We start from the raw sequence: 20,921 nt of genomic DNA, 5'->3' as shown, positions 1-20,921 counted from the left end.
AAACCGCCCGTTGCGTTTTTGTGGATAACCTCGATAAGCGGCGGTTTCGCCTGTTGCTTTTTCGAAGCGGCGTTGTGACATTTGCCCGCGTTCGGGAGCGCGGGTCTATATGCCGGCTAAATCACCGGCTCCTCAGACCATCAAGAAGGCACCCCTGCTGGCCGACAATCGCGCGGCGCGGACCCGTGACGTTGCGGTGCGTGGACGTCGCTGGAGGTCACTCTTCGTATCGCTCAGCGACCACTGTTGTGCCTTCATTATTCCCCATGAGCCAGACGTGTCCGTCGGCTGCCTTAAGGTCGTAAAAGACACGCTTCTCCAAAGCTTTCTTGCCCGCAAATTGCCAACCAGACAGCACCTTGTCGAACTCCCGTGGGTCAATCTCAAACGAGCAGGTGACGATCACGTCAGTGGCGGCGTTGGCGTTACAGTCAAGGTTGCGAACTGACGGCGTATCTGAGAAATGTTTAGAATGAAGGCCAAACGGTCAAGGTCCCTGGTGCGGTCCCAGTGATTCAAGGCCGTAGTGCTGCCCCAACCAAAACACGGCAGCGCCAGCCATACCTGAGCTTCAATTCTCTCCCCGTGGATGCGCCTTCGAATTCTAACAGGTCGTGAGCTTGATTGTGCTAGTTGCTTTCGGACGTCGCTGCATCGGGCTTCCCTCAGGATGACGCTATCAATAACTCCATGTGCGGCTCCAAAAAGCAAAATAGCGTTCGTTCGCGGTTGTCCACGTGGTCGGGATCACATCTCGCATCCCTACTGAGGTTACGGCCACTCCTCCTCCTGCCAGTCGCGGGCCGCATGGATGACGCGGACGACCACTACTGCCTCGTCCGTCAGCGCGTAAGCGATGATGTAGGGCAAGCCCGTCACTACCTTCTCGTAAGTGCCAGTCACGCGCCCCGGCCTGCCGGTGGCGAACTCACTGAGCCTGTTGCCCGCGTCTTCGATGGCGTCAACGACCCGCTCGGCTGCATCCGGATTATCGTCGGCAATGTAGGCGAGGATGTCGAGATAGTCGCGGTGTGCGTCAGCCGACCAGACAACTTGACTCATCCTTGCGCTTTCTTGCGCCGTGCTTCCGCAATTATCTGGCGGGCTTCAGCCATCGCTTGCTCGTGCGGGACTACGCGGCCAGCCGTCACGTCGCCCAGCCCGCGCTGGATGCCTTCAATAATGGCAAGCTCGCGCTCGACGTAGGCCGAGACCGCCTCCCCCGCGAGGAAGGATTTGCTGCGCTTCGTCCCTTCGGCGATCTTTGTCAGCTTGGCCAAGGTGTCTTCCGAGACACGGATCGTCATAGTCGCACTCATGCTCCAATCTCCGTTGTGTTTACATGTACACATTATAGCACGGAACGCCGGTTGCGGGTCAAGGTTTGGCTGGCGTTTACCCGATGACAGCCATCGCATCGGCGTCCTGTCAGCACTTCGGCGATGACCTGCGCGTGACCGGCCTCGCATGCGCGAGCCTAGAGAGGCATGCTGCCCTCCAGTTCAGCGGCGTATAAAAAAGCAACACTCGGCTCTGTCGCCGCTGCAACACTTGCAAAGATGTTGCAACTCCTTCTCGGACAAAAAGCAACAAACGCCTGCAAAATAGGTATGCAACAGCAGGTTCGAACTCCGGAGGTCGGAAGCCTATGCCGAATACGAGGATCGCCTTCACTCACTCACCCAGCTTCACTGCCGAAACCGCACTCTTTGGAACACCTAGGCGGTTTGGCCCAGACGCCGCCGGTAAGTAGTCCCGTCCCGATCATTAAAAGTGTCGCGTCCAACGAAATAATCTACGGGCGACCAATTGATTGGATTCGTCCAACCAATTGGTCGCCGCGTTTTCCTCCATCTTCTCCAAGATCTAACGACGGGCTCTGATCGCGTCAGGGGGGCCAGTCGCCGACGCGGCCAGTCGCCAAGCGCGGCAATCACACCGCTGATTTCGACATCTAGCAGCCCCACAATATCGCTCCAGGTCTGCAGCCGCATCTGACTCAGAGGTGATTGGTCGCTTCCCTGCCATGTCTACACCGACGGCAAGAGCGGCCTCAATCTCTGGCCCGGATAATTTCCTGAAGCCGCTCGCGAATCGGAACTCCGGTCTGGAGCCAGCAAATAATATCCCGTGCCACCGCCTCCGCCTCCTCGCCATTTCTGTCACAGCGTAGAGCTTCGCAGTACTCCTTCAGGAGGCTTGCGGCGATCGACACCTCGTCCGGCATGAGCGGCCGAAGGCACCGCCTATCGCTTGGGCTTGGCATGATTATTTCCCCCCGACAAACGCGATCCGACAGGCAGAGCGGCACTCGCTCCTTGGCCAGCGGAAGCATTGGGAACCCAGACACGCGTCGGCGCTGGTCGATCGCTGACGACAACCAGAACCGCGACAATCGCCACCATCACAGTCGCGATCACAACAAGCGGAAAACCTAAATTTGAAGGCCCCTGTTCAGGGTAGAACATCATCTGCTCCCGATTTTTAGGCGCGGTTGAGCGCAGCCGCCGCTTTCGACCAGGATTATGTCGAGGGACATTTCGGAAGGCATTGGCACCTTGGTATAGGCGATACGTTCGTATAGACGATACCATCGTGTCTTTACGCCGGTTAGGCAACCACCATCGGAGACTGGCACAATGTCCAATTTCGTACGCGAAAATCTCACACGCCGATCGCTTGGCAGCTTTGCACTCGCTGTTACCGCAGCGGGTGTCCTCGGCGAAAAGATAGCCGAAGCCTCCCAGCAGACCACCCGTGTAGACGTACCAGCGGCCGCTGCTGGAGCCGCTCTCGAAGCAAACAAGAGCATCGAGGCAGGTGACTTGCGTGTCTCATTTGCCGACATCGGACCAGCGACGGGATCACCGGTCTTGCTCCTGCACGGTTGGCCTTACGACATCAACAGCTTCGCGCAGGTCGCACCTCTCCTTGCAAGCCGAGGCCATCGCGTCATCGTGCCGTTCCTGCGGGGCTATGGCGGCACGCGCTTCCTAGACCGTATGTTCGTGGGGTGAAGGTGGCCCGCCCCCGCGATAAGCTGAATTCGGGGGTTGCTCTGGATAGGCCGGAGCCGAGCCCCACCGCTTAGCGAGGGCGAACCATGAGGGAAGATAGCGTAGTCTTCATCGGCTTGGATACATCCAAGCTCAAGATTTCGATTGCGGTTGCCGATGGAGCGCGCAACGGCGAGGTGCGGTTTTTCGGCGACATCTCCTCGGAGCCGGCATCAGTGGCATCGATGGTCAATAAGCTTTCAAAGCGCGGAACCAAGCTTCATTTTTGCTAGGAGGCGGGTCCCACGGGTTACGGCCTTTACCGTCAGATTGTCGAACTGGGGCATGATTGCGTGGTCGTGGCGCCGTCCCTGGTGCCCAAGCGGTCGGGCGACCGGGTGAAGACAAACCGCCGGGATGCCGTAAGCCTGGCGCCACTGCCACCGCCCGCCGAACTTCAGTGGTGGTATCAATTCTATTTCGCTACAGATCGCGGTCGCGAAGGCTACGAGAAATACACCAGCGACTTCGCCAAGCTTATCTGGCAACTCGCCTCCCCACATTGGAAGTTCGATGACGAAACGTTCTCGCGAAGCGCCGCCGCATTCGCCAATCCCGACCATGTGGCGATCGTTGTCCATAACTATCGATGGCGTCTCGGACTGGCACCCGGCGAGGACCGGTTCGACGAATACGAGGCCGTGCTCGCCAAGGTCCCAGACGTATCGGTCCCTACAATCACGCTCGAAAAGGCGACGCGAACGGGGCACCTCATCCGGATCCAAAAGCCTACGCCGGGAAGTTCAAAGGAAGATATGAACACCGTCTGATCACCGGCGGGATTGGTCACAACCTTCCGCAGGAAGCACCAGAGGCCTTCGCACGGGCAGTGATGGATGTCGATGCCTGGACATGACGGGTATTCAGATGCCGTCATGCCAAAAGCACCTATCGAATTTATCGATCATCATCATTTTAAAAAGGAGGGTGGCGCGGTGCTGGCAGAAGTAGGATGAGTGTCACGTTTCTGTCGGCGACACACCGTGCAACTTGCGCCTGGCGGAAACGTCGCCTTGGAAGGATTCGTCATTGGAAATCGGTATCGATAGTTTTGCAATGCTCCTAGCCGACCCCGCGACGGGGCGATTGCAGTCACCCATCGATCGAATGGAGAGCGTGCTTGCAGAGATCGAGCTCGCAGATCAAGTCGGCCTCGATGTTTTCGGAATGGGCGAACATCATCGAGAGAACGCGCTGGATTCAGCCCCGGCTGTCATCCTTGCGGCCGCCGCCTCCCGCACCAAGTCCATCAGACTGACAAGCGCCGTCGCAGTCCTCAGCGCCGCCGATCCCGTGCGGCTCTTCCAGGAGTTCGCCACACTGGACCTGATTTCCGGTGGAAGAGCCGAAATCGTGGTCGGTCGCGGCTCATCCGTCGAGGCTTATCCTTTGTTTGGATTCGACCTGCGGGACTACGATACGCTCTTCGCAGAGAAGCTGGACCTCCTGCTGAAGATCAGGCAGCAACCCAATATCGAATGGCAGGGCCGCTTTCGTCCCGCGATCAATGGCGAGGGTGTCTTTCCTCGTCCACACCAGCCGAACCTACCCATCTGGCTGGGCGTCGGCGGCACGCCTGAATCCTTCGTCCGCGCTGGAACCCTCGGATTGCCGTTGATGGTCGCCATCATCGGCGGAAGCTTCGAGCGTTTCCTGCCTCTTGTCGATCTCTATCGCCGCGCATGGCTCGCGGCCGGCCACCCTCCCCAGGATCCGAAGGTCGGTGTACATGCCCTCGGCTTTGTCGGGGAGACCGACGCGGCCGCCCGGGAAGCATTCTTTCCAGGCTGGTTCCAGATGTTCACGGACGCTGGACGAGAACGGGGCTGGCCGCCGCCTACAAGGGCGCAGTTCGAGCACCTCTGCGGTCCGAACGGTGCATTCCTGGTTGGCAGCCCGCGGACGGTTGCGGCCAAGATCCTCCATCTTAACGATACCTTACGCGGGATCTCTCGCATCACCTTCCAGATGAGCACGGCGGCCCTGGAGACCGAGGCGATGCGCCGCTCTATCGAACTTCTCGGCACTGACGTCGCGCCTTTCATTCGCGGACAACGTCCTTAACTGAGAAGTTTGCGCGGAACGAGATTCGAGGGAAGGTTCGGTCACGACGTTCACTAGACGTTTTCTCACAGCGTCTCCCGATATCGATGCGTGAGCGGAGGAAGCGAAGCTGTTTTGTCGATCGGTCAAAGCGATCATGCGAGAACAATCGCGCCAGCATGAGTCCTGGCGCTGTAATCAATTGCTGCTGCCAAAAATTAGGTTCTGATAGGCTGCTAGCATCTCTGGATCCTCGACGGAGCCGTGATGATGGAGTTGTCGCCAGGCGCCGTCCATCCGCACGAACCAGCGGGTTGTTCGGAAGGCGACATCGAGACTGTCGCTCGCGGTGCGGCACTTACCCCGTTCGCGACCAACGAACAGATGCCATTCCCGCCCACCTTGGCTGGTGAAGTCGTGGAACGTGACGTTTACTGTGGCGGCGCCACCGAACAGTTTGGCATACCCCCCCGCGATCTCCGTCCAACCGCGGCGGATTCCACCGATGGGGTTGTCCATACTTGGGGCCGCCCCAGGAAACCATATCGCTTCGAGGCCCACCATATCGGCCGAATTGAACGCCCTGTAGAACTCGATCAGCGCATCCAGGGCGCCGCCATCACCTGCCGTCTGTTCTGTACCGGTGATCTCTTCAAAACGTTCTTTCATGTCGAAACCTCTTTTTGGAACTGTGGCGGGCAACACCAATCTACTGGCTTTAATCGTTCGAAGGCGGTGGTCCGCCAAGCCGACCGACCCAGCATGCGTGGCGATGATGGCGTAATCCATTGTACGATGGTGTTGGCGCGAACTGAGCGCCGCAAGGTTCCGATGAGACGTTGGCGATACCATCGTACAATGGACTTCTGGCCAAAACGGCGCATCCTCATCAGCGGACGGAGCAAGGCATTGCGCTGCCGCGGCGCAAGTTGAATGTTATCATATATACTTCGATTGGACGACGAGCCTGCTGTCTTCTCTGGGGACGAAGCACATGTATCGGGTGATTTCGGCAATGACGAATGCAGCGCTTCCCGATGGCGGGGATATCGAGCGGCCAACGGTAGTGGTCGTCGACGACGACGTATCTGTCAGGGAATCCCTCGAGCTGCTGATAGTGTCCGCGGGCTGGCGGCCCCTACTCTTTGACTCAGCCCAGTCCTTCCTCGCAACGCATCTCGCCTCGGCCCCGTGCTGCCTCGTTCTCGATGTAAATATGCCAGGCCTGAACGGCCTCGATTTGCAGACCATGATTAACATGGGAGGCAATCGCATGCCGATCATTTTCGTCTCCGGCTTCGGCGATGTCCCGATGACCGTAAAGGCGCTGAAAGGCGGCGCGCTCGATTTCCTTACGAAACCCATCGACACAATGGCGCTTCTGGAGGCGATCCGATCGGCACTCGCCCGGAGCGAAGAAATGTTGCGCAACGACGAGGAGCTTCGACGGCTGCAGCGCTCGTACGAGACGCTGACAAAGAGGGAACGCGAAGTGATGATACGGGTGGTCAAGGGTCTCTTGAACAAGCAGGTCGCCTTCGAGCTCGACATAAGCGAGATCACCGTGAAGGCACATCGCGGCCAAGTCATGCGTAAGATGGACGCCCGCACCCTTCCGGAGCTGGTGAACATGGCTGCAACGCTCCGCCTCGGAGAAACTGTCGAGACGGGCTGAAGACCGACTCCCGCGGCAACACGATTTCTCCGCTCTTTGATTTCTTCGGATGGCCAGAGGACGATCATGCCCACGAATGTCGCCGCCCGATCACAAGATGCTGGGGGCCAGCGAAAGATCGAACCGCGTGTCGCTGCTGGCCGTCCCGCCAAATGATGCTCATCACCAGAGGTTCCACTCTCTGGTGGTGACCGACCGCGACGAACGCTCGAGAGCAATCAGGCTCGGCGCTCGATCACGCTCAAGGCTGCCTCGTAGAGGTTCCGAGTCAGGTCGAGGGCACCCATTCTTGGCGCTAGCCTCACCGACTGGCCCGACCATAGGTTCGTGAAGTCATTCCGTGACGCGTTTTCCGCCTGGCCTCGCACTGGAGACAGTGCAGCTCCGGCGGTTGGGAAAGCCGGCACCACCTCTGAGATTGGACCGAGCTCCAGCATGAGACGATTAACGATTCCTCGGGCCGGGCGACCGGTGAACACGTTGGTGACCGCGGTGCTGTCGTCACCTGCCTCCGCAAGCGCTTGCGCGTGTACCGCCGGGATCTTTGCCTCCGGGCAGAACAGATAGGGAGTGCCTACCTGAACCGCGGAAGCGCCGAGCATTAACGCCGCTGCAACGCCCCGCCCATCAGCGATTCCTCCCGCTGCTATCACCGGAACCCCGACGGCATCGACAACCTGCGGAACGAGCGCCATTGTTCCAACCTGGGTGGCCATGTCCTGCGTGAGGAAGTTGCCACGATGACCCCTCCGGCTTCAGACCCCATCGCGATAACGGCTTCGGCCACAGTCGTTGCCGAAGACACAACCTTCGCCCCGGCCGCCTTCACGCGGTCCACGAACGGCATGGCGGGCAATCCGAAATGGAAGCTGACCGCCTCCGGCCTGTGTTCTTCGACAACCTCGCAGAAGGCTTCATCGAAGGGTGCGCGACCCGCGCCGGAAACGGGAGCGGCAGGGTCGAGATCGAATTCGACATAGTAGGGCGCCAGCAACGCCTCCATCGCATCTGAGCGACCGCGTCCACAGGAGGCATTTGATGCGCGAAGAAGTTGACGTTCAGCGGGGACCCGGTCGAGGCGCGTATGCTGAGGATCGCAGTTTTCAGTTGATCGACGGTCAATTGAGCACTCGGCAGCGATCCTAGTCCGCCAGCCTGGGCTGCGGAGACCACCATCTCGATGGTCGTAGCACCCGCCATGGGCGCCTGGATGATCGGAAGCGCGATGCCGAAAAGATCGAGAATGCGTCGGTCTGGCCAGCTCGTCATATCGGATACCGTCCCATTCGTGAGTTCGAATCCTGATAGATCCGTAAATGCCGCCAGTCTATTGCACCTGATAATCTGCACCCGATCCAAAGGTATCGGGGACACCTTCGTACAATAGCGAGAGGCCAAGGTCCGCGAGATGGTGTCGTCACGGCGGTTGGCGACGGTCGTTCCTAGCCGCAGCAGCAGAGACCTGACTTTGAAGATTCTGGCGAACCCGCCGCAAGTCGGCGGGCAGCGGATCGTGCGAGGTCCAACAATGGAGATGCCAATGAGCACGCGGAAGACAATCTTGATCACCGGCGCATCGCAGGGGATCGGGGCAGGCCTTGTGAGATCATTCCTCGAACGAGGCTACAACGTTGTCGGTACTTCACGCCGTGTGACGGAAGCAACGCTGCCGGACGCTCCGGAACACCTGGAACTTGTCGATGGCGACGTGGGCGATCCAGCGACCGCCGAACGCGTGGCGCGACGCGCAATCGAACGCTTCGGATCGATCGATGCGCTAGTGAACAACGCGGGCATTTTCTTCACCAAGCCGTTCCTCGAATACACGATCGACGACCTTCGGCTGCTTACCGCGACAAATATCGAGGGATTCATCCACTTCACCAAGCACGCGATCCGGCAGATGATCCGCCAAGGATCCGGAGGAAGCGTCGTCACGATAACGACTTCACTGACAGACCACCCGATCGCCGGCGTGACTGCGTCGTTCGCCATGATCACCAAGGGTGGCCTGAATGCGGCAACGAAGAGCCTCGCAATGGAATTCGCCAAGGACAACATCCGGGTGAATGCCGTCGCTCCCGGCATCGTCGACACACCGATGCATGAAACCGATCCGAAAGACTTCCTGAAGTCTCTCTCGCCAATGGGCACGATCACCCCTGTAGAGGAGATCGTCAACGGCGTCGTCTATCTGACGGAATCCACCAACATTACCGGGGAGGTGCTGCACGTCGACAACGGCGCACATTTGGGAAAATGGTAGTCTCTGGCGTAGACGCACGATTGCGGAATCTTGGTATCGAGCTCCCTCCCCCGCCAACACCTTTCGGCGCCTATGTCGAGGCGATCCGGGTCGGCCCGCTTCTGTTCCTCAGCGGCATGCTCCCTGTGATTGGACACGAGGCAATCTACCACGGGCGGGTCGGCGAGGATCTTTCGGTTCCTGAAGGCTACGCCGCCGCCCGTGCTGCCTGCCTCAGCGGGCTCGCCGCGGCGAAAGCGCACCTGGGATCGCTGGACAGGATCAGCCGTATCGCCAAGCTCGGCGTCTACATCGCATCGCCCGGCGACTTCCAGGAACATCCTAAGGTGGCCGACGGAGCGTCAGAGCTTCTGCGGGATGTGTTCGGCTCTCCGCTGGTTCCACTCCGCATCGTCCTCGGCGTCTCCAGCATTCCGTTGGGAATGCCGGTCGAAATCGAACTCGTCCTTGAAATTGAATCCTAGTCACATCGTTCACAACAATCCGAGTGGAGGTACTCATGAAAGTCAGATCGCCCATCTCGACGAGCGCAATGATTTCGTCGTCCAAGTTCCTGACCGCTGCGGCAGTGCTCATGCTTCCCGCGCTCGCGCTTTCCGGGCAGACCATGGTCGCGGAAAAAATCAACCGCCCCGCCGACGCAAAGTCGCAGCCTGCAAGCGAGAAGCCGCAGATCCGGATCGAGAAGCGCACGCCCGCATATTGGCGCGTCACCTTCGACAATCCGCCTTTCAACGTATTCGGTCCGGAGACCATTCCGCAGATGGAAAAGGTCGTCGCGGAGATCGAAGCGGACCCGAACCTGAGGATTGTTGTCTTCGACAGCGCTGTGCCGGGCTTCTTCCTCACCCACTACAACTTTACGCAGCCGCTGTCCGAATCGACGAGCTTGCCGTCTGGGAGGACCGGGCTCCATCCCCTGCCGGACATGCTCGTTCGCATCAGCAAGGCGCCCGTTGTCTCCGTCGCCCTCATCCGCGGGCGAGCCACGGGCGTCGGCAGCGAACTGGCGCTCGCCAGCGACATGCGCTTTGCGAGCAAGGAGAACGCAATTCTTTCTCAATGGGAGGTCGGAGCCGGTTTTGTTCCGGGTGGCGGTCCAATGGCACGCCTCCCCCGTCTGATGGGCCGCGGCCGTGCGCTCGAAGTGCTTCTCGGGTCCGATGACATCAACGGCGAGCTCGCCGAGGAATACGGCTACGTCAACCGATCGTTCGACGACGACAAGCTCGACCCGTTCGTAGATGCACTCGCCGCGAGGATTTCCGGTTTCGACCGCCAGGCGATCGCCGATACGAAGCGGCTCGTCGATTTCGCGAGCCTCCCGAGCGATCCGGAAATCGGAGCTGGCTGGGACGCCTTCATCCAATCCGTCCAGCGCCCGGTGGCGCAAAAGAACATCGGCCGCCTGATGGAAATGGGGCTTCAGACGAACCCCGACATTGAAGCGCGCCTCGGGCACTACACCCAGACTTTGGTCGACAAGTAGGCCGGAGCCGCGCCCGCGCGTCGGAACGGCAGGTCGCGCGGGCGCACATCTCATTCTGCCAGTCGGCCAATCAGAGAAATCGCGCGGATCCCAGCCGCGGTGATGAAGGCGCGGTCTTCCGCACGAGCCACCCAATCAGCCATGGAGACGTCACATGCACAGCATCGAAAACCAGATCGTCGATTCCAGCTTTTCGGCAATCATCAACGCACCGATCGAACAGGTGGACATTCCGAAGTGGTGCTTCACCCTGCCCGAGAAGGAATACCAGGGGTGTTCTCCGGCGCACATCGCTGCAGGCTTCACGACGGCGCCCGACGGCACGCGAATGTCCATCAATGTCGAGACGATCGGCGGAAGCCTGATGGTCCAGCATTATCTCGAAACCCTCGGCGAGAAGGATCATCTCATCCTCGACTCCGATTCCGACGTGTTCACGCCAAATGGCCGCGTGACGATCCACGTCACTTGGGAGCTCAGCGTCAAGAAACTCGACGCGGGTCGATGCGAGTTCACCAACCGCGTTAGGTCCTATGCGACGGACGAGATGATGGCCTCGCTCGACCGCCAGGGGATCCCGTTCGAGATCTTCCGGACGCAGCGGCAACCGATGTCGATCGCACACAACAAGGGCGAGACCCCACTGTTTGCGGCGAGCATCGAGCGGGCGGCGCTGAAGAACGCCGCCTCCACAAAGGCAGCCTGATCACCGGAGGAATACCCTATGACCCAACTGTCTTTCGACCGGAACAATACAGGTCTGCTGGTGGTCGATCCATACAACGACTTCATTTCCGAAGGCGGGAAGATCTGGCCAAGGATCAAAGAAGTGGCCGAGGCGAACAACTGCGTGCCGCACATGCTTCAGGTGCTGAACGCGGCACGCGAGGCCAGACTTCGAGTCTTCTACGCGATGCATCATCGGTATCGACCCGGCGACTATGAGAATTGGAAGTTTATCGCTCCGATCCAACGCGCGGCATGGCATCGCAAGAGCTTCGAGTTCGGCACCTGGGGCGGAGAATTCCGTGCCGAGTTCGTGCCGCAGGCGGGCGAAGTCGTCGCCTCCGAACACTGGTGTTCCAGCGGCTTCGCCAACACAGATCTCGATCTCGAGCTGAAGCGGCACGGAATCCAGAGGCTCATTGTGATCGGGCTCGTTGCACATACTTGCATCGAGGCCACTGTGCGCTATGCCGCCGAACTCGGCTACGACGTGACCGTCGTCAAAGACGCGGTAGCCGATTACTCGCCGGAGATGATGCATGCCGCTCTGGAGGTCAACCTCCCCAGCTATGCCAGCGCTATCGTTGACACCAGTGAAGCCATCCAAGCGATCGCCAACAAAGCCGCGTGAGCTTGCATCTCGGTGACCACAGCATCGGGCGGGCGTCCACGGACGCACGCCCGATCACTCATGAAAATCGAAAAGTAATACTTTTTAATTCTCGAGGGTTGGCATGGCCCTCGCCGGCACCTATGTGAGTTCGACAGCCAAATGCCGCTGACATACACCCCCTATGGTACGTAAACGCGGTCATGGCTCCCAATTCGAAAGGATCAACATGACATTCTCCGGCGACCTTCTCATCGGCGGCGCAAGCGTGCGTGGCGCGGCTGCGACCTTCTCCGCGATAAACCCTGCCGACGGTACTGCAATGGAGCCGAGTTTCGCGGGCGCGACAAAGGAGCAGGTGGAGCTGGCCACGGCTTTGGCGTGGGCGGCGTTTCCGGTTTACAAGGAGACCACGCTCGAAGAGCGGGCGCGCTTCCTAGAAGCCATCGCTGAACGCATCATCGCGCTCGGCGACGATCTCGTCCTGCGAGCGTCGGACGAGACTGGTCTGCCACCCGCTCGAATCGAAGGCGAACGCGCCAGAACCGTCGGACAGTTGCGCCTGTTCGCGAGAGAGGTCCGTGACGGCAAGTTTCAGGAGCTTCGCTTCGATCCGGCTGACGCTGAGCGCAAGCCTGTTGCTAAACCGGACCTTCGACTGAGAAACGTCGCTCTCGGTCCGGTCGCCGTATTCGGAGCATCGAACTTCCCGCTCGCATTCTCTGTCGCTGGCGGCGACGCAGCCTCGGCTCTTGCCGCCGGCTGCCCGGTTGTCGTCAAAGCCCACTCCGCCCACCCCGGAACGTCAGCACTCGTTGGCAAGGCAGTCGCAGACGCCGTCGCGGCTTGCGGGCTTCCCCCGGGGACGTTCGCGCTTTTGTTCGATGCAGGATTCGAGGTGGGACAGACGCTCGTCGCCGATCCCCGGATCCGTGCCGTCGGTTTCACCGGCTCGCGCCGGGGCGGCACCGCGCTGATAAAGATCGCGTCAGAGCGGAAGCAGCCGATACCCGTCTACGCCGAGATGAGCAGCATCAATCCAGTTATTCTTTATCCGAACGCGCTTCGCAACCGGGCATTTGAGATCGGAAGAACGTTCGCATCCGCTCTAACCCTGGGCGCAGGCCAGTTCTGCACCAATCCGGGTCTCATAATCGCCGTCGACGGTCCGGGGCTCGACGAGTTCATCGAAACTGCCACAGCAGCGATTTCGGAAGCACAGGCTCAGACCATGCTGACAGGCGGGATCTGCGATGCCTACCGCAAGGGTGTGGCAAGGCTGTCGTCGTCATCGTCTGTGTCACAGGTGGCCGCGGGGAAGAACGGAACTCCTTATCAGGCTGCGGCCGCGCTCTTCGAGACGACGGGCGCAGCGTTCCTAGGGGATCCGGAGCTTCAGGAAGAAGTCTTCGGCGCCTCAGGACTGATTGTCCGCTGTCAGGACGAAGCGGAGCTACGTGAAGTCGTCTTGTCCTTGGAGGGTCAGTTGACGATCGCCCTGCACGTGGATGCCGAGGACATCGCGGCCGCCTTGACGATAATACCGCAGTTGGAGCTTCTCGCGGGCCGACTTCTCGTCAATGGCTTCGGAACCGGGGTCGAAGTATCCCCGGCGATGGTCCATGGCGGGCCGTATCCGGCCACGTCGGATGGCCGATCGACCTCGGTCGGAACGCTGGCGATTTATCGCTTCTTGCGGCCCGTTTCCTACCAAGACTTCCCGGCGGAGCTGCTTCCGGAGCCGCTTAGGCGCTCATAAGCGCCCTCGGGCGGTCGCTGAAGACGTCGGGGAGGCGTGAACCGCCTCCCCGACAAACCTTACCTTCAAGTATCAAGCTTCGGACGCCTTGGCTGCCATAGTGGCCTTTGCCCACCAGACCAGCTCATCGAGCGCAGTCTTGGCCGATGGCAGTAGATTTGCCTCGATGTCCTCGATCGGCTTATTTCCACCCATCGGGAAAACTGCAAAGAAATCGCTTCCGCCAATGTGAACGGCAGCGTGCGTGGAGACCATCTGCAGTTCCACGCCTATGCCCCGGAGATGCTCGAGCGCGCGCGAGCCGCCGGTGCTCCCATATGCGATCGCAGTGAATGGCTTTCGGTTCCATTCCGTGTAGGCCTGATCGAGCGCGTTCTTCAACGCTCCGGTGATAGAGCGATTGTATTCCGCGACGACGAAGATGTAGCCATCATACTGCCCTACCGTCTTCTGCCAGCGGACCGCTTCCGGATCCTGGCTAGGTGCCCATGCATTGGACGCCACCTCATGGAAGAACGGCAGCGGATGGTCACGGAGGTCGACCACATCCACATCCATGTCGTCGCGGTCCTGAGCCTGCTTCAGCATCCACTGCGCTGGTTTGTCTGCGAAACGGGTGGGACGGGTCGAGCCGATGATGACGGCGATTTTCGGTTTGGAAGCCATGCGATCCTCACTTCTGTTGGTTTCTGTCTATGGCCCTCGTTCGAGGGTTAGTCGTCGTTCAGGATATCGGCGTACGCGTAAAGTCCTGGCGAACCTCCTGTCATTACGAAGAGCACGTTTGATCCCGGCGTGATCGTGCCGCTCTCGAAGTCGGAAAGCATCCCCGCGAATGCCTTGCCTCCATAGACGGGATCGACAAGAAGACCTTCCGTGCTGCCAAGCAATCTGACGGCCTCGACCATCTCCTGTGTCGGAATGCCGTAGCCACCTCCGAGCTGCGCGCCGCTGATCCTGAGATCGCCGGCCTCCACCTGCTCCTCCCTGGACATAAGCTGGAGAACAGAATTAACCTTGTCGACGGTGGCTGCAATGCAAGCATCAACGGGTGACAGAACGGTGTGGGCCAGTATTCGGGAGGGATCGCGGCCTGCGACCACCATTCCCGCCGCAAGCCCCGCATGCATCCCACCGCTGCCATTCGGGATTTCCACCTGGTCGAATTCCACTCCCAACTCGGCAGACTGCATCGCGATCTCGAATGCGCAGTCCACATAGCCCAAGCACCCAACTGGCGTTGAACCACCAAGGGTGGCCACAAAGGCCTTGCGCCCGGACGCGGCCAGCTCGGACGCCCGGCGCATGGCGAACCCACCCGCATCATCTCCCCGCTTCAGGACGTGCAAGCGAGCCCCGAACAAGCGGTTCAGCAGTACGTTCCCGTTCCCCTGATAGATCGCCATATCTCGAGGAACCATCTGTGCGAGAACCAGCTCGCAGGCCAGGCCGGATCTGGCACACGCCGCGGCGGCGAGCCGGGCGAAGTTCGATTGGACTCCTCCGATCGCCACCAGGGTGTCGCAACCCTCGGCCGCTGCCTGCCCTACCAAGAATTCTAGCTTGCGCAGCTTGTTGCCGCCTCCCCCCAACCCCATGAGGTCGTCCCGTTTCGCCCAGACCGATATGCCTTTTGCCCGCGCACCCAGTACACTCTCGAGGCGGTCGAGGCGTTGAATCGGCGTCGGCCCTTCCATAAGGCGGTTGTGCGGAAAGCGGCTCAGAAGCGGTGTTTTAGGCATCGGCTTGTCTCCACCACGGTTGGTGTGCTTCATGACTGTCTCAGTCTGTTCTGCTCGCGGTCAGTTCTCCGGCAATGAACTGAGCCCGTCCCATGCCAAACGACCAGTCCTCGTCTGAATTCTCCACGACCGAGACCATGACGTCGGACGGATCGATACCGCATTGCATGCGAAGCGACCGAGCAAGCGTTTCGTATAGGACTAGCTTCGTTGTGCGTGAGCGGACGCAGCTAATGATTACGATAAGAACGAATCTTTCGGATCTATCCAACCCAAGACCGGTATCAAGGACTCGAAGAGATTTCTCATGCTCCTCCAATATCTGATACCGATCGCGGCGCGGGAATGCTTCGACGATGACATCGTGGGCGACGTCGAGCAGCCTCTGAAGTTCTTCGCCGCTGCGCCCTTTGAAGACGTGGATCCTTACCAGCGGCATTGGTCATCTCCTTCATCTGTAAGGTGCTTCCTCAAGACTCGAACCCGCATCCCAAGGGGTGCAACTCGTACCGGAAGTCCGAGAGCTGGATCCCGCATGCCGCGACCTCCACAACCGTCGGAAGACGCGAACGCAGACATCGTCGGTGACACAATTCAGCATCAGCCCAGCACTCCTGGCGACGAGTGCTTTCCGTCCCACTGACACCCACAATCCAAGGGCTATGGGAAACTTAGACTTCCGCATGGGACACTTGGCGGCGCGCGGCTTCGTGGGAAATCGACCCGGGACGATATCGCGGCGCCGGAACGTTCCGCGACAAGTTCGGCATCAACTTCTGTCGCGCGGCCTCGTACGCGTTCCAATCATCTGCATCCGGAACAGAAGGAAGCGTCACCAGCTCCCCCAAATCCAGGCCCGAGAGTGCGGCGTCCACCGCGTCGTCGGCCTTCATCACGATATTTTCGGGAAGCTGCTTGAGCGAACCGCCGGAAGCCTCCCAGAAGGGAGTCTCCACCGCCCCGGGAAGGACGGCCTGAACGCGGATGTTCTTCTCGGCAAGTTCCTTGTGCAACGAGAACGTCAGCGCGAGAACAAATGCTTTCGTGGCACCGTAGACGCCGTTGAGGATTTCAGGCGCGAGAGCTAGCGCCGAGGCGACGTTGATGATGGTACCCCTGTCCCGCGCCACGAAGGAAGGAGCGGCGGCATAGACCAGGCGGGTCAACGCGGTGACGTTGATCCGGATCATGCGCTCCATGTCCTCGACGTCCGAAACAAGTAGTGGCTGGACTGCGCCAACGCCCGCGTTGTTGACGAGCATAGTGATCGACGGATCGCTGCGAAGCACGCTCTCGATCTTGAGGAGGTCTTCCCTTGTGCCGAGATCGGCCCGCAAAGCCGTCACACGGCGCCCCGTACCGCCAATAATCTCTCCGGCCACCTTTGTGAGGGCGTCCTGGCCGCGCGCCACGAGAACCAGATCATAACCTCGTCTCGCAAGCCTATCGGCGTAGACTGCGCCGATGCCGGAAGATGCACCTGTGATCAGAGCTGTCCCTTTCGAGGATTGGGTCATCTAGCGTCTCCGTACTGAGCGCCCGTGGGAGTGGTTCCCATCCGGCTGTTGGTGGTAATGGTCATAGGGATCGGCCGGAACCTGCCCTGAATCCATTGGACGAAGGTATCGGCGATACCTTGGAAGGGGTTTCCGCAATCCATCACCGATCAGAACCGACACCTTCGCACAATGGACGCGACCGGTGCAGGAGCGCAGCGTCATGCCGTCTGCGGAAGGCCCGCACATGTAGAGGGAGAAGGCGAATGACCACCGAGGAGCGCAGCACTCAGTCTGCCACTGCTGTGAACGACATCGACATGAAGCTTGAGGTCGTTGTGATACCGGTATCCGACGTTGATCGCTCGAAGTCCTTCTATACGGGCCTTGGCTGGAGACTCGACGCCGATGTCTCTGGCGCAGATGGCTTCAGGGTCGTCCAGGTTACGCCTCCCGGATCGCCCTGCTCGGTCATCTTCGGCAGTAACGTCACTGCGGCCGTCCCCGGCTCGGCACAGGGCCTGCATCTCATCGTATCGGACATCGAGATGGCTCATGCGGCACTCGCCGCGCGCGGTGCCGAAATGAGTGGCGTTTTCCATGACGCAGGTGGTGTGTTCCACCATAAGGGCACAGACGGGCGGCTGCCCGGCCCGCACCCCTCTCGCGCCAGCTATGGCTCGTTCGCGTCCTTCTCGGATCCCGATGGTAACGGATGGCTCTTTCAGGAAGTGACCACCAGGCTGCCGGGCAGAGTCGACGCCAAGGGTGCCACGTTCAGCTCAACCGCCGACCTTGCGCACGCCCTTCGTCGCGTCGCAGAAGCCCATGGCGAACATGAGAAACGCATGGGTGGGAAACACGACGAAGCATGGCCGGAATGGTATGCCGAGTACATGGTGAGCGAGCAGTCGGGCGGCCCTCTCCCGACTTGATCCTAGCCGGATCGCCCCCGCAGGCTGAGGTAATCTCAGACGACTGGCGCGTGCTTTTTTGGCGAGACCGACACCATTGCACAATAGACCGCTACCGAAGGGTGATGCATCATGTGATGACATGGAGCGAGGACGAGACGGTATCGAGGACCGTGACCAATTTGGAATGTTCCAGCTTATGAAGGGATATTGTGACGACGAATAGCACCGATAGTATCCATTCACACGATCCTGTCCTGGCGCGTCATGCGGCAAAGGCCACGGCGATGAGTGATGGTGATCGACTTCGTCGGTGCATAAACGACATCCTGGCAATCACCGATCTCCCGACTAAATGGCTGGGACTGGGTCTCGAGGACATTTGTCAAAGGCTCCTGGATGTCGTTGGCCCTCTGTTGAACGTGGATTTCCTGATTCTAAGAATTGCCTTGCGGGAGGGCGAACAAGACACCCAAATCGCGTGGTTCGGGAACCTCGCCGGATTGGAAAACAGCACTGGTTTCCGTCATAGCGTGACAAGCATGTTTGGCGGCGTAATATCGGCCTTATCGCAGGAGACCGCGGTTCAATTGGGGGGCGCGAGATGTTCCTATGTTCTCGAGAAGCTTGAAGCGAACGGCGCCAAGGGCTTGCTTGTCGCCGGCTCCCGAGCGACCTCCTTCCCCGATGAACACGACAGACCGCTCCTCCGCGTTGCAGCGAACCAAGCAGCGAGTGCAATCGGAGAGGCACTTAGATTTCGAGAGGATGCTCATGCGGGCATCTTGAGCGACCGGAACAAGATCGTCGATGCGATTCCCGTGATGGCATGGTCCTGCCTGCCAAATGGCAGCGCTGATTACTTCAACATGCACTTTCTCGCATATCTCGGCATTACAACGGAGGAGGCTGTAGGTTGGAAGTGGATGTCGGCGCTTCACCCGGACGATGCGGAGCAGTTGAAGGGTATTTGGCTGGAGCTGCTGAAATCGGGTCGCCGAGGAGAAGCGGAAGCCCGTCTGCGCCGCTCTGATGGCGAATACAGATGGTTCCTATTCAGAGCGAATCCAGTCTTTGCGGAAGATGGTTCAGTCGTCAGATGGTACGGCACCAATACCGACATCGATGATCGAAAGCGGGCTGAGGAGGAGTTGCGCAGAACTGCTGCGTTCCTGGAACAGGGCCAGCGACTAACTCAAACTGGCAGCGTGTGGTGGAAACCATCAAGCGGCCAGATCTACTGGTCAGACGGAGCATATCGCGTTGCGGGTTACCCTGTCACACAGAAGCCGACGGTGAACCTCATCCTGGACCGGTGCCACCCCGAAGATCTGCCCATGGTCCGTGAGATCGTAAATCGTGCGATATATGACGGCACGAATATGGATCTTGAGCATCGTCTCCTGCTGCCGGATGGGGAGATTAAGTACGTCCATGTGGTCCTACAGAACATCAGTTCAGATGCGGGAGACCCGGAATTCATAGGTGCTGTGACGGACATCACCGGGCGGACGATTGCGGATAAAAAGCTCCGCAGAAGCGATGTCCTTCTTGCCGAAGGGCAGAGGATCAGCATGACCGGGACCTTCTCATGGAAGGTGGACAGCGACGAACTTGCATTCTCCGACGAACTCAACCGGATCTTCGGCTTCGATCCGGACGTGGTGGTCGATTTCGATAGGATCGCCGCGCGCGTCTACGAGGAGGATCTTGAACTCCTGGCAAAGAAGATGGCCGAAGTGCGCTTGGGTGGCGACAATCCCGACTACGACATCAGATTGTTGGTTGATGGCCGCATCAAGTACGTGAGGGTCGTCGGACGTATTGTTAGACACCTCGACGGAACCAGCGAATGCATAGGCGCCGTGCAGGATGTATCCGCGCAGCGACTGGCTGAGCAGGCCCGCGACCGACTAAGGTCGGAGCTCGCTCAGCTCGCCCGTGTAATGAGCCTAAGTACCGTCGCCGCCTCCATTGCTCACGAAGTAAATCAGCCGCTGGCCGGGATCATCACGAACGCCAGCACATCTCTGCGAATGCTTGCGGAAACGCCGCCGAATGTAAGCGGCGCCATCGAGACCGCGCGCCGGACCATCCGCGACGTTAACCGCGCGGCCGACGTCATTGTCCGTCTTCGAACTCTCTTCAAGCGCGGCGTCGCAACGATCGAGCCTTTGGACCTCAACGCGGCGGCCCGCGAAGTGATCGCGCTCCTAACAAACGACATGCAGCGTAGCCGCATCAGTCTGCATTCGGAATTTTCCGGCGAATTGCCTCTTATCGTCGGCGATCGGGTGCAGCTACAACAGGTCGTGATGAACCTCCTCCGAAATTCCATCGACGCCATGGCGGAAAATTCCCCATCATCCCGAAAAATTGTCATTCGAACTGAACCTGAGGACGACGGCGGTGTGCAACTGACCGTGACGGACACTGGCTCCGGATTGGCAACTCCAGAAATCGAAAGGCTTTTCGATCCTTTCCACACAACGAAGCTTTACGGCATGGGTATTGGTCTGTCGGTAAGCCGCTCCATCGTCGAAGCGCATGGAGGCAGGATTTGGGCGGCTCCAGTTTCCGGGGGCGGCGCGATGTTCGGCTTCTGGATACCTGGCCGGGATAAACCGAACAGCCCCAGCGCGATGAAGGCGGATCCACCATGACAACTAAGCGCGCGCTGGTATCTATCGTCGATGACGACGAATCGGTTAGGGAGTCGCTTCCTGACCTGATCAGGATATTTGGATTCGACGTACGCGCATTTGCATCTGCCGCCGAGTTCCTGCGATCTGAGTGGGTATCAAGGACCGAATGCCTGATATTGGATGTCGCAATGCCTGGCATGTCCGGTCCCGAACTCGAGGAAGAGTTGATCCGTCGCGGTGACCGGATTCCAATTGTCTTTATCACGGCCCACAAGGACGAGAACGACAGGATGCCCCTCATGCAGAACGGCGCGGTTGCCTGCCTGTTCAAGCCGTTTAGCGATGTCGCCCTCCAGGAAGCGCTGGACTTGGTTTTCCCCTAAAAGCTTTCAGCCCTAGCGGAAATTCACACAGTTCGGCCACACCCAACACCATGGGATAATTTACGGTAGGTTGCCGAAATCGTAGGGTACGCGAAAAGGGGTGAACCCTTGAAAGGA

General features: G+C 59.5%; 20 protein-coding genes and 2 pseudogenes. 14 read left to right on the top strand and 8 right to left on the bottom strand.

Annotated elements, in window-relative coordinates:
* Positions 1 to 109 precede the first annotated feature (109 nt).
* Entirely contained in the window at positions 110 to 448 is a 339-nt protein-coding gene (locus RGCCGE502_RS36765; RefSeq protein WP_141652390.1) for a hypothetical protein, read from the top strand.
* A 323-nt stretch (positions 449 to 771) separates the two neighbouring features.
* Here the strand turns inward: RGCCGE502_RS36765 and RGCCGE502_RS20680 are convergent, their stop codons facing one another.
* Positions 772 to 1,062 (bottom strand): type II toxin-antitoxin system RelE/ParE family toxin, encoded by a 291-nt coding sequence (locus RGCCGE502_RS20680; protein ID WP_016556143.1) that lies wholly within the window; start codon positions 1,060 to 1,062, stop codon positions 772 to 774.
* Positions 1,059 to 1,319, bottom strand: a complete 261-nt coding sequence (locus RGCCGE502_RS20675) for a CopG family ribbon-helix-helix protein (protein ID WP_016556142.1) — start codon at positions 1,317 to 1,319, stop codon at positions 1,059 to 1,061. Before RGCCGE502_RS20675 ends, RGCCGE502_RS20680 begins: the two co-directional genes overlap by 4 nt.
* A gap of 1,320 nt (positions 1,320 to 2,639) precedes the next feature.
* On the opposite strand from RGCCGE502_RS20675, the gene RGCCGE502_RS20665 reads away from it, so the two are divergent.
* The 3 genes and pseudogenes from RGCCGE502_RS20665 (at position 2,640) to RGCCGE502_RS20650 (ending at position 5,120) form a co-directional block, all read left to right on the top strand.
* A complete protein-coding gene (locus RGCCGE502_RS20665; RefSeq protein ID WP_016556140.1) occupies positions 2,640 to 3,017 on the top strand; it encodes an alpha/beta fold hydrolase in 378 nt (125 codons plus the stop codon).
* An 86-nt stretch (positions 3,018 to 3,103) separates the two neighbouring features.
* Positions 3,104 to 3,912 (top strand): annotated as a pseudogene (locus RGCCGE502_RS39260) (hypothetical protein).
* Positions 3,913 to 4,085: 173 nt separating this feature from the next.
* Positions 4,086 to 5,120, top strand: a complete 1,035-nt coding sequence (locus RGCCGE502_RS20650) for an LLM class flavin-dependent oxidoreductase (RefSeq protein WP_016556137.1) — start codon at positions 4,086 to 4,088, stop codon at positions 5,118 to 5,120.
* 177 nt (positions 5,121 to 5,297) lie between these two features.
* On the opposite strand, the gene RGCCGE502_RS20645 is transcribed toward RGCCGE502_RS20650, so the two are convergent.
* Positions 5,298 to 5,768, bottom strand: a complete 471-nt coding sequence (locus tag RGCCGE502_RS20645) for a YybH family protein (protein WP_016556136.1) — start codon at positions 5,766 to 5,768, stop codon at positions 5,298 to 5,300.
* A gap of 325 nt (positions 5,769 to 6,093) precedes the next feature.
* On the opposite strand from RGCCGE502_RS20645, the gene RGCCGE502_RS20640 reads away from it, so the two are divergent.
* Complete coding sequence (locus tag RGCCGE502_RS20640) at positions 6,094 to 6,774, top strand: response regulator transcription factor (RefSeq protein ID WP_016556135.1); 681 nt, start codon at positions 6,094 to 6,096, stop codon at positions 6,772 to 6,774.
* 218 nt (positions 6,775 to 6,992) lie between these two features.
* Here the strand turns inward: RGCCGE502_RS20640 and RGCCGE502_RS20635 are convergent.
* Positions 6,993 to 8,043 (bottom strand): annotated as a pseudogene (locus tag RGCCGE502_RS20635) (NAD(P)H-dependent flavin oxidoreductase).
* 271 nt (positions 8,044 to 8,314) lie between these two features.
* Here RGCCGE502_RS20635 and RGCCGE502_RS20630 point away from each other — a divergent pair.
* The 6 genes from RGCCGE502_RS20630 to RGCCGE502_RS20605 all read left to right on the top strand — a co-directional run bounded on the left by RGCCGE502_RS20630 (position 8,315) and on the right by RGCCGE502_RS20605 (position 13,624).
* Positions 8,315 to 9,040: an SDR family NAD(P)-dependent oxidoreductase gene (locus tag RGCCGE502_RS20630; RefSeq protein WP_016556134.1), complete on the top strand. Its 726-nt coding sequence runs from the start codon at positions 8,315 to 8,317 to the stop codon at positions 9,038 to 9,040.
* Positions 9,034 to 9,504: a RidA family protein gene (locus tag RGCCGE502_RS20625; protein ID WP_040675245.1), complete on the top strand. Its 471-nt coding sequence runs from the start codon at positions 9,034 to 9,036 to the stop codon at positions 9,502 to 9,504. Before RGCCGE502_RS20630 ends, RGCCGE502_RS20625 begins: the two co-directional genes overlap by 7 nt.
* Before the next feature lie 35 nt (positions 9,505 to 9,539).
* Positions 9,540 to 10,529 carry an enoyl-CoA hydratase/isomerase family protein gene (locus RGCCGE502_RS20620; RefSeq protein ID WP_016556132.1) on the top strand — a complete coding sequence of 330 codons (990 nt, stop codon included), beginning with the start codon at positions 9,540 to 9,542 and terminating at the stop codon, positions 10,527 to 10,529.
* A 154-nt stretch (positions 10,530 to 10,683) separates the two neighbouring features.
* The gene (locus tag RGCCGE502_RS20615) at positions 10,684 to 11,235 is read left to right on the top strand and encodes a hypothetical protein (protein WP_016556131.1); all 552 of its coding nucleotides are present in this window, start codon (positions 10,684 to 10,686) and stop codon (positions 11,233 to 11,235) included.
* Positions 11,236 to 11,253: 18 nt separating this feature from the next.
* Entirely contained in the window at positions 11,254 to 11,886 is a 633-nt protein-coding gene (locus RGCCGE502_RS20610) for a cysteine hydrolase family protein (protein WP_016556130.1), read from the top strand.
* A 208-nt stretch (positions 11,887 to 12,094) separates the two neighbouring features.
* Complete coding sequence (locus RGCCGE502_RS20605; RefSeq protein WP_016556129.1) at positions 12,095 to 13,624, top strand: aldehyde dehydrogenase (NADP(+)); 1,530 nt, start codon at positions 12,095 to 12,097, stop codon at positions 13,622 to 13,624.
* 72 nt (positions 13,625 to 13,696) lie between these two features.
* Here RGCCGE502_RS20605 and RGCCGE502_RS20600 read toward each other — a convergent pair whose 3' ends face one another.
* From RGCCGE502_RS20600 to RGCCGE502_RS20585, 4 genes are all read right to left on the bottom strand, one after another.
* Entirely contained in the window at positions 13,697 to 14,290 is a 594-nt protein-coding gene (locus tag RGCCGE502_RS20600; protein ID WP_016556128.1) for an NADPH-dependent FMN reductase, read from the bottom strand.
* A 47-nt stretch (positions 14,291 to 14,337) separates the two neighbouring features.
* Entirely contained in the window at positions 14,338 to 15,366 is a 1,029-nt protein-coding gene (locus RGCCGE502_RS20595) for a D-cysteine desulfhydrase family protein (RefSeq protein ID WP_016556127.1), read from the bottom strand.
* A 40-nt stretch (positions 15,367 to 15,406) separates the two neighbouring features.
* Positions 15,407 to 15,805: a tautomerase family protein gene (locus RGCCGE502_RS20590; RefSeq protein WP_016556126.1), complete on the bottom strand. Its 399-nt coding sequence runs from the start codon at positions 15,803 to 15,805 to the stop codon at positions 15,407 to 15,409.
* A gap of 232 nt (positions 15,806 to 16,037) precedes the next feature.
* A complete protein-coding gene (locus tag RGCCGE502_RS20585; RefSeq protein WP_016556125.1) occupies positions 16,038 to 16,883 on the bottom strand; it encodes an SDR family NAD(P)-dependent oxidoreductase in 846 nt (281 codons plus the stop codon).
* 245 nt (positions 16,884 to 17,128) lie between these two features.
* Between RGCCGE502_RS20585 and RGCCGE502_RS20580 the strand changes: the two genes are divergently transcribed.
* The 3 genes from RGCCGE502_RS20580 to RGCCGE502_RS20570 all read left to right on the top strand — a co-directional run bounded on the left by RGCCGE502_RS20580 (position 17,129) and on the right by RGCCGE502_RS20570 (position 20,804).
* On the top strand, positions 17,129 to 17,797 hold the full coding sequence (locus RGCCGE502_RS20580; protein WP_016556124.1) for a VOC family protein: 669 nt from the start codon (positions 17,129 to 17,131) through the stop codon (positions 17,795 to 17,797).
* A gap of 764 nt (positions 17,798 to 18,561) precedes the next feature.
* Positions 18,562 to 20,439, top strand: a complete 1,878-nt coding sequence (locus tag RGCCGE502_RS20575; RefSeq protein WP_244441760.1) for a PAS domain-containing sensor histidine kinase — start codon at positions 18,562 to 18,564, stop codon at positions 20,437 to 20,439.
* Positions 20,436 to 20,804, top strand: coding sequence for a response regulator (locus RGCCGE502_RS20570; RefSeq protein WP_016556122.1), 369 nt, complete (start codon positions 20,436 to 20,438; stop codon positions 20,802 to 20,804). The genes RGCCGE502_RS20575 and RGCCGE502_RS20570 overlap by 4 nt, the downstream gene beginning before the upstream one ends.
* The last annotated feature ends 117 nt before the right edge of the window (positions 20,805 to 20,921 follow it).

Origin of the sequence: Rhizobium grahamii CCGE 502 (assembly GCF_000298315.2) — a bacterium.
In the GTDB taxonomy this organism is placed as follows: Bacteria; Pseudomonadota; Alphaproteobacteria; order Rhizobiales; family Rhizobiaceae; genus Rhizobium; species Rhizobium grahamii.
Note: the sequence above shows the minus strand (reverse complement) of the source record. Positions and strands in the feature narration are given on the sequence as shown.

Excerpts from the sequence above, each read along its gene's own strand:
- RGCCGE502_RS36765 (WP_141652390.1), top strand. The coding sequence starts at position 110 with ATGCCGGCTAAATCACCGGCTCCTCAGACCATCAAGAAGGCACCCCTG.
- RGCCGE502_RS20680 (WP_016556143.1), bottom strand. The coding sequence starts at position 1,062 with ATGAGTCAAGTTGTCTGGTCGGCTGACGCACACCGCGACTATCTCGAC.
- RGCCGE502_RS20675 (WP_016556142.1), bottom strand. The coding sequence starts at position 1,319 with ATGAGTGCGACTATGACGATCCGTGTCTCGGAAGACACCTTGGCCAAG.
- RGCCGE502_RS20665 (WP_016556140.1), top strand. The coding sequence starts at position 2,640 with ATGTCCAATTTCGTACGCGAAAATCTCACACGCCGATCGCTTGGCAGC.
- RGCCGE502_RS20645 (WP_016556136.1), bottom strand. The coding sequence starts at position 5,768 with ATGAAAGAACGTTTTGAAGAGATCACCGGTACAGAACAGACGGCAGGT.
- RGCCGE502_RS20640 (WP_016556135.1), top strand. The coding sequence starts at position 6,094 with ATGTATCGGGTGATTTCGGCAATGACGAATGCAGCGCTTCCCGATGGC.
- RGCCGE502_RS20630 (WP_016556134.1), top strand. The coding sequence starts at position 8,315 with ATGAGCACGCGGAAGACAATCTTGATCACCGGCGCATCGCAGGGGATC.
- RGCCGE502_RS20625 (WP_040675245.1), top strand. The coding sequence starts at position 9,034 with ATGGTAGTCTCTGGCGTAGACGCACGATTGCGGAATCTTGGTATCGAG.
- RGCCGE502_RS20620 (WP_016556132.1), top strand. The coding sequence starts at position 9,540 with ATGAAAGTCAGATCGCCCATCTCGACGAGCGCAATGATTTCGTCGTCC.
- RGCCGE502_RS20615 (WP_016556131.1), top strand. The coding sequence starts at position 10,684 with ATGCACAGCATCGAAAACCAGATCGTCGATTCCAGCTTTTCGGCAATC.
- RGCCGE502_RS20610 (WP_016556130.1), top strand. The coding sequence starts at position 11,254 with ATGACCCAACTGTCTTTCGACCGGAACAATACAGGTCTGCTGGTGGTC.
- RGCCGE502_RS20605 (WP_016556129.1), top strand. The coding sequence starts at position 12,095 with ATGACATTCTCCGGCGACCTTCTCATCGGCGGCGCAAGCGTGCGTGGC.
- RGCCGE502_RS20600 (WP_016556128.1), bottom strand. The coding sequence starts at position 14,290 with ATGGCTTCCAAACCGAAAATCGCCGTCATCATCGGCTCGACCCGTCCC.
- RGCCGE502_RS20595 (WP_016556127.1), bottom strand. The coding sequence starts at position 15,366 with ATGCCTAAAACACCGCTTCTGAGCCGCTTTCCGCACAACCGCCTTATG.
- RGCCGE502_RS20590 (WP_016556126.1), bottom strand. The coding sequence starts at position 15,805 with ATGCCGCTGGTAAGGATCCACGTCTTCAAAGGGCGCAGCGGCGAAGAA.
- RGCCGE502_RS20585 (WP_016556125.1), bottom strand. The coding sequence starts at position 16,883 with ATGACCCAATCCTCGAAAGGGACAGCTCTGATCACAGGTGCATCTTCC.
- RGCCGE502_RS20580 (WP_016556124.1), top strand. The coding sequence starts at position 17,129 with ATGACCACCGAGGAGCGCAGCACTCAGTCTGCCACTGCTGTGAACGAC.
- RGCCGE502_RS20570 (WP_016556122.1), top strand. The coding sequence starts at position 20,436 with ATGACAACTAAGCGCGCGCTGGTATCTATCGTCGATGACGACGAATCG.